At 72.6% G+C, this 12,044-nt stretch carries 9 protein-coding genes; 4 read left to right on the top strand and 5 right to left on the bottom strand.

Features of this window, described 5'->3' with window-relative positions:
* The first annotated feature begins 39 nt into the window (after positions 1-39).
* Together KO353_RS09835 and KO353_RS09830 are read left to right on the top strand one after the other, a co-directional pair.
* Positions 40-372, top strand: a complete 333-nt coding sequence (locus tag KO353_RS09835; RefSeq protein WP_218284487.1) for a hypothetical protein — start codon at positions 40-42, stop codon at positions 370-372.
* Positions 369-857 (top strand): cell wall hydrolase, encoded by a 489-nt coding sequence (locus KO353_RS09830; RefSeq protein WP_218284485.1) that lies wholly within the window; start codon positions 369-371, stop codon positions 855-857. The genes KO353_RS09835 and KO353_RS09830 overlap by 4 nt, the downstream gene beginning before the upstream one ends.
* Positions 858-954: 97 nt before the next feature.
* On the opposite strand, the gene KO353_RS09825 is transcribed toward KO353_RS09830, so the two are convergent.
* Both KO353_RS09825 and KO353_RS09820 read right to left on the bottom strand, forming a co-directional pair.
* The gene (locus tag KO353_RS09825) at positions 955-2,232 is read right to left on the bottom strand and encodes an MFS transporter (protein WP_218284484.1); all 1,278 of its coding nucleotides are present in this window, start codon (positions 2,230-2,232) and stop codon (positions 955-957) included.
* A complete protein-coding gene (locus KO353_RS09820) occupies positions 2,229-6,938 on the bottom strand; it encodes an NAD-glutamate dehydrogenase (protein ID WP_235691794.1) in 4,710 nt (1,569 codons plus the stop codon). Before KO353_RS09820 ends, KO353_RS09825 begins: the two co-directional genes overlap by 4 nt.
* Positions 6,939-7,085: 147 nt before the next feature.
* Here KO353_RS09820 and KO353_RS09815 point away from each other — a divergent pair, with 147 nt between their 5' ends.
* Complete coding sequence (locus KO353_RS09815) at positions 7,086-7,718, top strand: hypothetical protein (RefSeq protein WP_218284483.1); 633 nt, start codon at positions 7,086-7,088, stop codon at positions 7,716-7,718.
* On the opposite strand, the gene KO353_RS09810 is transcribed toward KO353_RS09815, so the two are convergent.
* The gene (locus KO353_RS09810) at positions 7,696-8,799 is read right to left on the bottom strand and encodes a hypothetical protein (protein ID WP_218284482.1); all 1,104 of its coding nucleotides are present in this window, start codon (positions 8,797-8,799) and stop codon (positions 7,696-7,698) included. The genes KO353_RS09815 and KO353_RS09810 overlap by 23 nt on opposite strands.
* Positions 8,800-8,942: 143 nt before the next feature.
* Here KO353_RS09810 and KO353_RS09805 point away from each other — a divergent pair, with 143 nt between their 5' ends.
* Entirely contained in the window at positions 8,943-9,632 is a 690-nt protein-coding gene (locus KO353_RS09805; RefSeq protein WP_235691792.1) for a phosphatase domain-containing protein, read from the top strand.
* Here KO353_RS09805 and KO353_RS09800 read toward each other — a convergent pair.
* Both KO353_RS09800 and bfr read right to left on the bottom strand, forming a co-directional pair.
* Positions 9,604-11,292, bottom strand: a complete 1,689-nt coding sequence (locus KO353_RS09800) for an ABC transporter ATP-binding protein (RefSeq protein WP_235691790.1) — start codon at positions 11,290-11,292, stop codon at positions 9,604-9,606. The genes KO353_RS09805 and KO353_RS09800 overlap by 29 nt on opposite strands.
* 170 nt (positions 11,293-11,462) lie before the next feature.
* On the bottom strand, positions 11,463-11,954 hold the full coding sequence (bfr, locus tag KO353_RS09795) for a bacterioferritin (RefSeq protein WP_218284479.1): 492 nt from the start codon (positions 11,952-11,954) through the stop codon (positions 11,463-11,465).
* Positions 11,955-12,044: the final 90 nt, after the last annotated feature.

Genomic DNA, 12,044 nt, shown 5'->3' with positions numbered 1-12,044 from the left:
CCCCGCCACCCTGACGCCAGCATGAAAGGCACCCCGACCATGCCAGTCACCGGCCTCGACCTCAACTGGTGGGTCTCGGTCATCGAGATCCCGCTGCTCGCCGCCCTGTTCAAGCTGATGTGGGACATCAAGCGCGAGCTGTCGCAGAAGATCGAGCACATGGACCAGCGCCACGCGGAAAGCACGAGCCGGCTGCGCGACGACCTCGCCGCCTTCAAGCTCGAGGTGGCGCGCAGCTACGTGCCGATGCAGATGATGCGCGAGACCGACCGTCGCCTCTCGATCCAGCTCCTGCGGATCGAGGAGAAGCTCGACGCGGTGACGCCCCGCAGCCGGCCGCGCTATCCGGCGGGAGAGGACTTCCACGGATGAGGCGTGCGGCAACGGGCCGGGCGCATGCCCCCGCCGTCGCGCACGCCCGGGCAGAGGCGGCGGTGCGCGCGCTCGCCGAGGCGCTCGCGACGCACGGACGGGGTGAGCCGGTGCGTGCCCTCGAGGGGCTCGCCTCGGTGGTGATGAACCGCGTCCGGGCGGCGCGCTTACGCCGCGCTCCCGCCGCGTGGGGGACGGACCTCGCCTCCGCCCTCGCCGCAGCTGGGCTGTTGCCGGAGACCGGTGCGGAGCCTGCACCCGACGAACTGATCGCCGCCTGCCGGCGGATCGCCGCCCGGGCCGCCGCCGGCAGTCTGCCCGATCCGACCGGTGGCGCGCTGTTTTGGCACCGTGCCGGAACGCCGCCGCCGCCCGAGGCCGAAGGGGGAGAGGCGGTGCGCTTCGGCGGGCTCGTCTTCATACGCCCTGCCGGAGGGATGGCGAGCGCGGGCGACCGAGGCCCTCCCATCGCGGCAGGCGGCTGAGAGCCGGCGGGCGGGCAGGGTCAGCCGCTCGCGGTCGCCTTCGCCTCGGCCGGTGGCGCTGACGTCCTCGGCGCGGCGGCCCTGCGCCTCGCTGCGCTCAATCGCGCCGATGCGGCGGCTCCCGTACCGCAAGAAGCAGCGCCGCCCCGCCGCCGAGGAAGAGGAGGATCGTCGCCATCCCGGCGCGCTGGCTCTGGAACAGGGCGGTCGCGGCCGCGAGCACGAGAGGTCCCGCGAAGGACACGACCCTGCCCGTCAGCGCGAACAGCCCGTAGTATTCGCCGAGCTTGTCGCGCGGCGCGAGCCGGCCCATCAGCGTCCGGCTCGCCGCCTGGGCAGGGCCGAAGAAGATCCCGAGCGGCAGGGCGAGCGCCCAGAACGCGGCCTTCGAGGTGATCACGAGCAGCGCCGCGCCGATCGCCATCAGCGACAGGATCGAGACCAGAACCACGGCGCGCGAGCCGAACCGATCATCGGCGAAGGCGAACAGCGCCGCGCCGAGGCCTGCGGTGACGTTGATGGCGATGCCGAGCCGGATCACCTCCTCGGTCTCCATGCCGAAGGTTCCAGCGGCGTAGATCGCGCCGAAGGCGAACAGCGTGTTCAGCCCCTCGGCGTAGAGCAGGCGCGCGAGCAGGAACCGCGCGATCGCGGGCTGGCCGCGCAGCTCGGGCAGGACCGCGAGGATGGCGCCGAGGCCCTGGTGCACGGCCTCGGCCAGTCCCACCCCGGTGCGCGGGGTTCCGGGAACGGCAAGCAGGGTCGGCAGGGCGAAGCCGGCGTACCACAGTGCCACCAGAACCGAGGTCGCGCGCACCGCCCCCGCCTCCACGGTGTCGAGGCCGAAGGGGGGCGGGCGGGCCTCGATCAGCACGAGGCACGCGACGAGGCAGGAGAGGCCGCCGAAATAGCCGAGCCCCCAGCCCCAGCCCGAGACACGCCCGATCAGACGCGCCGGCGCCACCGCCGGCAGCATGGCGTTGTAGAACACTGTGCCGAGCTCGAAGGCGAGCGTGCCGAGCACCACGAGCACGAGCCCGCGCGTCATGAAGGCCGGGTCGGGCCCGACCGTCCACAGCGCCGCCGCGGCGGCGGCCGCGAGCAGGGTGAAGCCGGCGAGCCAGGCGCGCTGCCCGCCCGTTCGGTCGGCGATCGCGCCGAACACCGGAGAGAGGAGGCCGACGAGAAGCCCCGACACCGCCATCGCCACCCCCCAGCGCGAGGCGCCCGTCACCGGGTCGGGCGCCACCCCTTGGGTGAAATAGGTTGCGAACACGAACGTTCCGATCACGGTTGGATAGGCGCTGTTGGCCCAGTCGTAGACGCACCAGGCGACGATCCGCCCGGGCCTGGCGCGGACGCCCGGCCCCGTCATGCCGCCTGCGCCACGGCGCGCAGGGCGTGTACGGCGACGAGAATCCCCGCGAGGCTCGGCGGCTCGGCAGCGACGGCGGCGAGGCAGCGCTCGGCCTCCGCCCAGGCGGCGCCTGCCTCTCGGCGCACCGCGTCGGCGGCGTCGTCGCCGCCGCGCGCGAGCAGCCGAACCGCAAGCCGCCGCTGCATCTCGCCGAGCTCGGCGAGGAGAAGCGACACGGCGCGGCCCGAGCCGGGGTCTGCCACGGCGACGGCGTCGGCCGACTCGCGGAGAGCGTCGAGCCCGAAGGCTCGGCCGGCGCACCGCCATGCGGCGACGACCGTCGCCGCCGCCGAGCCAGACTCCTGCATCGCAAGCGCGGCTTCGAGAAGCGAATCCCCCGGTGCGTCGGGCCACACGGCGCGCAGCGCCGCGACGGGGGAGGCGAAACGGGCGACACTCTCCGCAACCCCGCTGGCCGGAGCGCCGCCGACCCGGCGGAGAAACCATGCCGCCGCAGCCTCGTGCATCCGACGCCAGGCGAGTTCGGTGACGTAACGGTCTGTCGCGCCCGGCGGCGGCGCGACGCGGCCGGCCCAGGCCTCGCGCAGGCCGAGCGCGTTCCGGGCAACGAGCGCCGCGCGTGCCGCGGCGGCTGCCGGCACGCCCTCGGCGAGCCGGGAGAAGGCGGCAAGCCCCATCCGGTCGAGCAGGTCGTTCGCAAGCAGCATCGCAAGCAGTTCCCGACGCAGCGGATGCGCGAGCGCAGCCGCCCGGAAGCGGCCCGCCACCGCGGGCGGGAAATAGCCAAGGAGATCGTCGGCGAAGGCGGGGTCGTCGGGCAGGTCGGAGCCGAGCAGGGCGTCGGTGAGCCACAGCTTGGCGTGGCTGAGCAGCACGACGATCTCCGGGCGAACGAGACCTCCTCCGGCGCGCTGCGCGAGAGCGGCGCGGTCCGGCAGGCCGGAGACGGCGCGGTCAAGGAACCCCTCCGCCTCGAGCCGCCTGATCAGCGCCGCATGCGCCGGCGCGGCCGACGCGCCGTCCGCGAGCTCGAGCGAGACCGCGAGCGCCTGGCGCGCATTCGTCGCGAGCACGTGACGAACCACGTCCTCCGTCACCCCGCGCAACAGCCGGTCGCGCTGCTTGGCGGTGAGCTCGCCGTCGCGGACGAGGCCGTCGAGCAGGATCTTGAGGTTCACCTCGTGGTCTGACGTGTCCACGCCCGCAGAGTTGTGCAGGCTGTCGGTGTCGAGCCGCACGCCGGAGAGCGCTGCCTCGACCCGCCCGGCCTGGGTAACGGCGAGATTGGCTCCCTCGCCAACGACGCGCGCCCGCACCTCGTGCCCGTCGATCCGGATCGCGTCGTTCGCCCGGTCGCCGACCTCGGCGTGGCTCTCCGTGCTCGCCTTGATGAAGGTGCCGATGCCGCCGAAATAAAGGAGGTCCACCTCCATCCTGAGGATGGCGCGGATCACTGCCTCCGGCGCGGCGCGCTCGCCTTCGAGCCCGAGCATCGCCCGCGCCTCGGGCGAGAGCGTGATCGCCTTCGCCGTGCGCGGGAACACGCCGCCGCCCCTCGAGAGTTTCGCCGGGTCGTAGTCGGCCCAGGATGAGCGCGGCAGCGCGAACAGGCGCTCGCGCTCGGCGAAGGAGAGCTCCGGGTCGGGGTCGGGGTCGAGGAAGATGTGGCGGTGGTCGAAGGCGGCACGCAGGCGGAACGAGCGCGACAGAAGCATGCCGTTGCCGAACACGTCGCCCGACATGTCGCCGACGCCGACGATGCTGACTGGGTCGCGCTGCCAGTCGATGCCGACTTCGGCGAGATGAAGCGCGATCGCCTCGAAGGCACCGCGTGCGGTCACGCCAAGGCCCTTGTGGTCATAGCCCTTCGAGCCGCCCGAGGCGAAGGCATCGCCGAGCCAGAAGCCGCGCTCGAGAGCGATCGCGTTGGCGATGTCGGAGAAGGTCGCGGTGCCCTTGTCCGCGGCGGCGACAATGTAGGGATCGTCGCCGTCGTGGCGGACGACGCGTGGCGGCGGAACGAGTCCTGCCGCGGTGCGGTTGTCGGTGAGGCTGAGCATCGCGCCGATGAGCAGGCGGTAGCAGGCGATTCCTTCCGCAAGCAGCGCCTCGCGGTCCTGCGCCGCATCCCCCGTCGGCGCGGGCGGGCGTTTGACGATGAACCCGCCCTTCGCTCCGGTTGGAACGATCACGGCGTTCTTGAGCGTCTGCGCCTTCATCAGCCCAAGCACTTCGGTGCGGAAATCCTCCCGCCGGTCGGACCAGCGTATCCCGCCGCGCGCGACCGGCCCGGCGCGCAGATGCACCGCCTCGGTGCGCGGCCCGTGCACCCAGATCTCGGCGTAGGGCACGGGCTTGGGCAGCTCGCCCGCGCGGCGCGGGTCGAGCTTGAAGGCAATCACCTCGGCGTCCGGGTCGGCATAGGCCGTGGTGCGGGTGATCGCGCCCAAGACCTGCATCAGCCGCGAGAGGATGCGGTCGCGGTCGGGGTCGGAGATCGCGTCGAGCTGACGCGCCCAGGCTTGGGCGAGCATCGCTTCGGCGGCAGGGTCGCGCTCGAGATCCGGGTCGAAGCGGAGGCGGAACATCTCGACCAGGGTTCGCGTCGCCTCCGGTTCAGCGGCGAGCGCGTCCTCGACCGCGCTTTGGCTGAACGGAAAGCCCGTCTGCTTCAGCCAGCGATAGAGGGCGCGCAAGCTCCAGGCCTCGCGCCACGAGATGCCGGCGCGCAGCACGAGGCGGTTGAACCCGTCCGCCTCGGCGCGGCCCGACCACAGAGCGGAGAGCGCCTCCGCCGCAAGCGGCACGGCCTCGGCCGTAGGCGCAGCGCGGTCGGTCGTCTCGAGGCGGAACTCATGCAGAACCACGTCGCGCGCGCCCAGGCCGCGCGGGCGGAGGTGATGCGGCACCTCTTCGATCGCGCGGAAGGAGAGGCACTCGATCAGAGGCAGGATGTCGGACAGCGGCACCGGCCCGCCGGGGTGGGCGATTCGCAGGGTGAGCGATTCGGGCGGCTCTCCGGTTCGGTGTGCGAGCGAGAGCGCGAGCTGCCCGGTCGCAAGCGCCCGTTCCGCGAGCGCGATGTCTGCCATCGCCTCGGCGGCGGTCCGCGACTGGGTGTAGCCCGGCGGGAAGGCGTCGGCCCAGGTCGCGACCATCGTAAGCCCCGCGGCCTCGCCGTGCTCGGCGATCAGCGCCTCGACGAGACGGTCACGGAACGACCGGGCGGCCTCGGCGAGCGCGCGCTCGAGCGCGCGCACCTCGACGGCGGGCACCGCGCCTGGCGTGGTCGCGACGATGTAGTGTACGCGCGCGAGCGGGCTGTCGCCGATCTGCACGTAGCTGGTCGAGAGCCGCCCGGCATAGGCGGAGGCGATCAGCTCGCCGATCGTCTGGCGCAGGCGCGTGTCCATCCGGTCGCGCGGCACGAACACGATCGCCGAGACGAAGCGCCCGAACCGATCAGCGCGCACGAACAGCGCCACGCGCTGGCGCTCCTGCAACGCGAGCATGCCCTTTGCGGCGGCGAGCAGCTCCTCGACCGAGGCCTGGAACAGCTCGTCGCGGGGATAGGTTTCGAGGATGTTGGTCAGCCGCCGCCCGTCATGCGTGGCGGGGTCGAGGCCGGCGCGGGCGAGCACGGCGGCGACCTTCTCGCGCAGATAGGGGATCGAGCGCGGGTTGCGGTTGTAGGCGGAGGAGGCGAACAGGCCGAGGAAGAGATGCACCGCCTCGACCGTTCCGTCAGGACGCGACTGTTTCACGATCGCGACGTCGCAGTGCTGCGGCCGGTGCACGGTCGAGCGCATGTTGGCCTTGGCGACTGCGAGCGGCCCGGCCTCGCGGAAGTAGACGCGCACCGCATCGGGGAGGGCGGCCGGGTCGCGCAGAACGTCGAACACGGCAAGCGAGGGGTCGCGCAACAGGCCCAGATTCGCGTCCGGCCGCTGCCGCGGAATACCGTCCTCGCCGATGTCGAGGCGTCGGTAGCCGAGCAGGACGAAATTGTCCTCCGCCATCCAGCGCAGGAAGGCGCGCGCCACCTCGGCCTCTTCCCCCGCGGTGCGTTCGAGCAGCGCCTCGGTCTCGGCGAGCCGCGTGCGCATCTCGGGCCAGTCCGTCACCGCGACGCGGACATCCGCCATCGCGCGTTTGAGCGCCGCGGCCATCGCGGCAAGCCCCGCCGAGTCGGCGATCTGCGCGATCTCGACCTGCATCATGCTCTCGCGCGGCGCCTCCGGCCCCGCGCCTGGGCCGAAGGCGACGAGCCGGCCTGATGCGTCGCGACGCACCGGAACGATCGGGTGGATGACGAGATGCACCGCACGCTCGAGGCGGGCGCAGGCGGCGAGCACGCTGTCGACGAGGAAGGGCATGTCGTCGGTGACGATCTCGGCGATCGAGTGCGGCGACCGCCAGCCCTCCGCCTCGGGGCGGGGGTTCAGAACCCGAACCGAGGCGGTGCCGGGAGCACGCACGCGCGCGTGCTCAAGGAGCGACAGGGCGGCGCCGGCGATGTCCTCCGGCGCGTGCGCGGCGAGGTCATCGTCGGGAACACCTCTCGCCCAGAGTGCGAGGAACAGAGCCGCCTGCTCACCCGCCTCGCCCGGGAGGCGACGGCGGAGAATCGCCTCCGCCGCGGCGAGCAGCACGTCGCGCTCGGTCCGCGGCGGGGCCGCGCGTGGTGGGACGTCGGTCGCCACGTCGGGTTCCTCCCCTCGCAGTGGGCAAATCACTCTACCATGCCGGTATCTCGACGATCGCCCATGCTTGGCGGAACCGTGCCGGAGGCGTAGCCTTGACCAGGAGTCCGGAGGGCTCAGGCCCCGGCAGCGGAGACGGAGAGAACGATGCTTCGGCGCTTCCTCCCAGGCCTTGCCCTGGCGCTCGTGCTGGCCGCGACGCAGGCGGTGTCGGCGCAGCAGAACCCCGATTTCTGGGTGGTCAACAACTCGGGTCGGACGATCACCGAGATCTATGTCTCGTCCTCGGCCTCGCAGAACTGGGGCCCGGATCGGCTCGGCCAGAACGTGCTCAACAGCGGCATGCAGTATCCGATCCGCCCGCCGCGCGACGGCACCTGCGTGTTCGACATCCGCGTGGTCTATGCGAACGGCACTGCCGAGGAACGGCGGCGAGTCAACACGTGCAACATCTCCCAGGTGGTGTTCGGCACCGCAGGGCCCGTGGCACGCGCGCCAAGCGGCGCCGCCCCGCTCCAGCCCGGGCCGAACCCTGACTTCCGCCTGGTCAACCGCTCCGGCAGGATCATCACCGAGGTCTATGTCTCGCCGTCGACCGACCAAAACTGGGGGCCGGACCGGCTCGGGCGCAACGTGCTCGGCATCGGGCAGAGCATGATCATCACGCTGCCGCGCGATGGCACCTGCGTGTTCGACGTTCGCGTCGTCTATGACAACGGCACGGCGACGGAGCGTCGGCGCGTCAACACCTGCACCATCACCGAGGTGACGTTCCCGTAGCGGGGCCGCCCGGCACCGTCGCGATCGCGGCGGCGACCGCCTGCGCGAGCGCCGCGGCGGCGCGCGAGGAGGCTCCGGCGGACGCCTTCGCCGCCTCGAGCAGACGCCCGAGCGCGTCGTGATCGAGCTCCTCGCGCAGCGCCGCCTCGCGCAGCGCCGTCTCGGCCTCGTCCTGCGCGAGCGCCGCGGCTTCGGCCTCCGCAGCGGCGGCTTCGACGGCTGCGCGCGCCGCCGGCTCGGCACGGGCAAGACGCGAGGACCACTCCTCGGGCAGGGGCGCGCGCAGACGCTCCGGCAGAGACGCCACGCGCACCGCCACCGGGTCGGCCGGAAGCGGGGGCTTGGCGAGGGAAGGCGGCAGGAGGGGCTCGGTGGCTTCGGCAAAGCCGAACATCACCTCCTGCAGAGCCGGCTCGGGCTCAGGAAGCGGCAGCGCCCCGGCCGGGCGCCAGCGCACCCCCGCGAGCGCCTCGGCGAGCCCCTCGTTCTCCTCCATCAGCGCGATCGCTTCCGGAGCGAGGCCGCGCGGACCTGTCGCCATGGCCCAGACGAGCACCGCCGTCTCCGGCCAGAGCGCCGCGCCGACCCCCGCTTCCACGAGCGGCAGGGCGGGCGGGAGCGGCGCCTGGGCACGGCGGAGCAGAGCCGCGGCCCGTTCGGGAGCGGCCTTCTTCAACGCGCGCAGGAGGCCGGCGCGGGCGGCGTCGAACAGGTCGAGCCTCAAGGCGCCGGGCAGGGCCTCGTCCTCGGCCCGTGCCGCGGCGCGGGCATAAGCCGCCGCGCCGCCCGGCCGGGCGAGCAGCTTGAGAAGCGCCTCGGCGAAGGCCACCGGGTCGGCCGGCGGCTCCGCCGCCCAGGCAGCCGGGTCCTCGTCCCGCAGCGCCTGGTGCAGAGCGCGCAGCGTCGTCGCCTGACCGAGCCCGAGCAGCTCGACGAGCCGCGCGGGGGAGAGATTCGCCGGATAGCCGCCGGCGACGGCAAGCCGGGGACGCTGCTCGGTCATGCCAGCCTCGTGCCAGAGCGTGCCGGCCGGGGCGTGGACCGCGCCCGCCGCCCCGACCTGCTTCGGAGCCCCGAGCATGGTCCTGCGTTCGCGTGCTTTGCAAGGGGCATGCGCGTGAGGGTTGCAGGCTTGGCCTTCTGATGGCCCGCCACGACGCCAGCCCGAGGCCGCAGGAGCGGCAGCGCGTTGCGCGGGCGCGAGCCTCCTGCCATCTCAGGCGCGTGACCGACACGACGGCAGCGGCGCCTTCCGGCTTCGATCTCTCCACCCGCTCGGGCCGGCTGCGCGCCTGGGCGAACGCCCTTCTGGTCGATCACGGGGTGCTGCGAATCCCATGGCGAAACCGTGCCTGGGTGGTGCCCGGCATGCTCGCGCGCTCGAACCAGCCTCTGCCGTGGCAGCTCGCGGCCGAGGCGCGGGCTGGGATCAGGACCGTGATCAACCTGCGCGGGCGCAGGGCCGGGTGCGGGTCGGACGTGCTCGCGCGCGAGGCCTGCGCCCGCCTCGGGCTCGCGCTGATCGATGCACCGTTCGAGAGCCGCGGGGCGCCGCACCGCGACCGTCTCCTTCGCCTTGCCGCGATCTTCGACAGCATCGCCTATCCGGCGCTGATCCACTGCAAATCGGGGGCTGACAGGGCGGGCCTCGTGGCGGCGGTGTTCCTGCTCCTGCGCGGTGCGACGCCGGCGGAGGCGGCCGCCCAGCTCTCCTGGCGCTTCGGCCATGTCGCCGCCGGCAAGACCGGCATCCTCGACCTCTTTCTCGCTCGCTATGCCGAGGCGCACGACGCGACCGGCATCGGCTTCCTCGACTGGGTGCGGGAGGGCTATGACGAGGCGGAACTGCGGCGTGCCTTCCGCCCCGGCAGGCTCGGCACCCTGCTCACGGAACTGGTCCTGCGGCGGGAATAGTCTCCGCGGCCTGATCCTCGGCGAAGGCCTGGGCCTGCACGAGCCGCGCATAGGCGCCGCCGGCAGCGAGCAGCGCCGCGTGCGTTCCCTCCTCCACCACCCGGCCCTGGTCGAGCACGATGATCCGGTCGGCCGAGCGGACGGTGGAGAGACGATGCGCGATCACGACCGTGGTTCGCCGCTCGCGCAGCCGCGCGAGCGCGGCCTGCACCCGCGCCTCGGTCTCGGAATCGAGCGCGCTCGTCGCCTCGTCGAGCAGCAGGATCCGCGGCGCGCGCAACAGCGCCCGGGCGAGCGCGATCCTCTGCCTCTGCCCGCCTGAGAGGGTGTGGCCGCGATCCCCCACCCGTGTGGCGTAGCCCTCGGGCAGGGCGGCGATGAAGGCGTGCGCCTCGGCCGCCTTCGCCGCCGCCTCGATCTCGGCATCGCTCGCCTCGAGCCGGCCGAAGGCGATGTTGGCGCGCACGCTGTCGTCGAACAGCGTCACCTCCTGGCTCACGAGAGCGATCGCGCCGCGCAGGCTCGCGAGAGCGAGGCCGCGCACATCCTCCCCGTCCACCAGAACGCGCCCTTCCGTCGGGTCGGCGAAGCGGGGGATCAGGTTCAGCGCCGTGGTTTTTCCGGCCCCGGAGGCGCCGACGAGAGCGACCGTCGTGCCCGGCTCGACGGCGAAGGAGACGCGGTCGAGCGCGACCGTTCCGTCTGGATAGCGGAACGAAACGTTCTCGAACACGATCCGCCCACGTCCCGGCGGGAGCGGACGGGCGCCAGGCGGGTCGCGCACCGCCGGCACCTCGTCGATCAGGGCGAAGCAGCGCGCCGCCGCCGCCGCTCCCTCCTGGAGCACGACCGCGAGCGTACCGAGCGCCCGCATCGGCCGCGCCGCGATCAACAGTGCCGCGACGAAGCCGGTGAACTCGCCCGCCGTGCTGGCACCGGAGGCAATCCGCCAGCCGGCGAAGGCGATCACGCACGCGACCGCCGCCCCGCCCATCGTCTCGAGGATCGGCTCGATCCGGGCGCGGGCACGCACCACGCGCATCAGCGAGTCGAACCAGGCGCGGAACGCCCGGTCGGCACGGCCGGCCTCGTAGGCCTCGAGCCCGTAGGCCTTCACCATCCGCGCGCCGCCGAGGCTTTCGGCGAGAACCGCCGTCAACGCGCCCGCCTGCTCCTGCTGCGCCGTCGAAGCGCGGCGCATCCGCCGGCCGATCACGCCGATCGGCCAGGCCGCAACTGGAACGGCGACCAGGGCGAACAGCGACAGCACCCAGTCGAGCCAGAGTATCGAGGCGACAAGCGCGACGACCGTGAGCGCATCGACCACGCCCGTGACCGCACGGGCGAGGCTCTCGCGGATCAGCTGCGCGTCGGTGAGGAAGCGCGACACCTGCCGGCCCGTCGGCTCGGCGGCAAGACGCGCCAGGTCAGCGCGCAGCAGCGCCGCGAACATCGCCCGCTGCAGCGACAGCACGACGCTTAGCACGACCCGCTGCATCAGGACGGTCTGCGCGTACTGGGCGGCTGACTTCACGGCGACGATCGCGAAGGCGGCGGCGGGCACGAGGGTGACGACGCGGGCGTCCTGCGCCGCGAACAGCCGGTAGGCCCAGTCGATCACGATCGGGTAGAGGCCGGTCGCTGCCGAGACGACGAGCATCAGGGCGAAGACGCGGACGAGCCGCGGCGCCTCGACGTGCGCATGCTCGCGCCACAGCCGTGCCGCGAGCGCAGCAAGCGGCGCCGGGTTCGCCCCCTCAACGCCCGGCGAGGGGCGGGCGGGGGCCTGCGGTGGCGCCTGCCCCCGGTCGGCGTCAGGGTTCAGCGGCGTCAGTCGTCGTCCTTCTCGCTGGCGGCGCCGCTGTTGAGCTGGATGTAGTTCTGGATCCCGATCCGCTCGATCAGGTCAAACTGGGTTTCGACGAAGTCGACGTGGTGCTCCTCGTCGCGCAGGATCTCGGCGAAGAGATCGCGCGAGGGGAAGTCACGCACCTGTTCGCAGTGGGCGATCGCGTCGCGGAGATCGGCGATCGCCTTTTCCTCGAGCTTGAGGTCGCAGCGGAGGATCTCCTCGACCGTCTCGCCGATGAGAAGCTGATTGAGGCGTTGCAGGTTCGGCACGCCCTCGAGGAACAGGATGCGCTCGATCAGCCGGTCGGCGTGCCGCATCTCCTCGAGGCTTTCCTTATACTCGTAGGCGCCGAGCTTGGTCACCCCCCAGTGGTTCAGCATCCGCGAGTGCAGGAAGTACTGGTTGATCGCGGTGAGCTCGTTGGTGAGGGAGGTGTTGAGATACTCGAGGACCTTCGGGTCACCCTTCATGGCTCCGTTCTCCTGCTCAAGGGCGAAATCTGTTGGTCCGCATTCATCGCACCCGCGGCGGGAGAAGAAAAGCCGCAGCGTTGGCAGCGG

Source organism: Elioraea tepida, from assembly GCF_019203965.1.
GTDB classification, from domain to species: domain Bacteria; phylum Pseudomonadota; class Alphaproteobacteria; order Acetobacterales; family Acetobacteraceae; genus Elioraea_A; species Elioraea_A tepida.
This window is presented reverse-complemented; position numbering and strand designations above follow the sequence as displayed.

Coding starts and splice junctions, on each gene's coding strand:
- KO353_RS09835 (WP_218284487.1), top strand. CDS start 40: ATGCCAGTCACCGGCCTCGACCTCAACTGGTGGGTCTCGGTCATCGAG.
- KO353_RS09830 (WP_218284485.1), top strand. CDS start 369: ATGAGGCGTGCGGCAACGGGCCGGGCGCATGCCCCCGCCGTCGCGCAC.
- KO353_RS09825 (WP_218284484.1), bottom strand. CDS start 2,232: ATGACGGGGCCGGGCGTCCGCGCCAGGCCCGGGCGGATCGTCGCCTGG.
- KO353_RS09815 (WP_218284483.1), top strand. CDS start 7,086: ATGCTTCGGCGCTTCCTCCCAGGCCTTGCCCTGGCGCTCGTGCTGGCC.
- KO353_RS09810 (WP_218284482.1), bottom strand. CDS start 8,799: ATGCTCGGGGCTCCGAAGCAGGTCGGGGCGGCGGGCGCGGTCCACGCC.
- KO353_RS09800 (WP_235691790.1), bottom strand. CDS start 11,292: ATGCTCGTCGTCTCGGCAGCGACCGGCCTCTACCCGATCGTGATCGAC.
- bfr (WP_218284479.1), bottom strand. CDS start 11,954: ATGAAGGGTGACCCGAAGGTCCTCGAGTATCTCAACACCTCCCTCACC.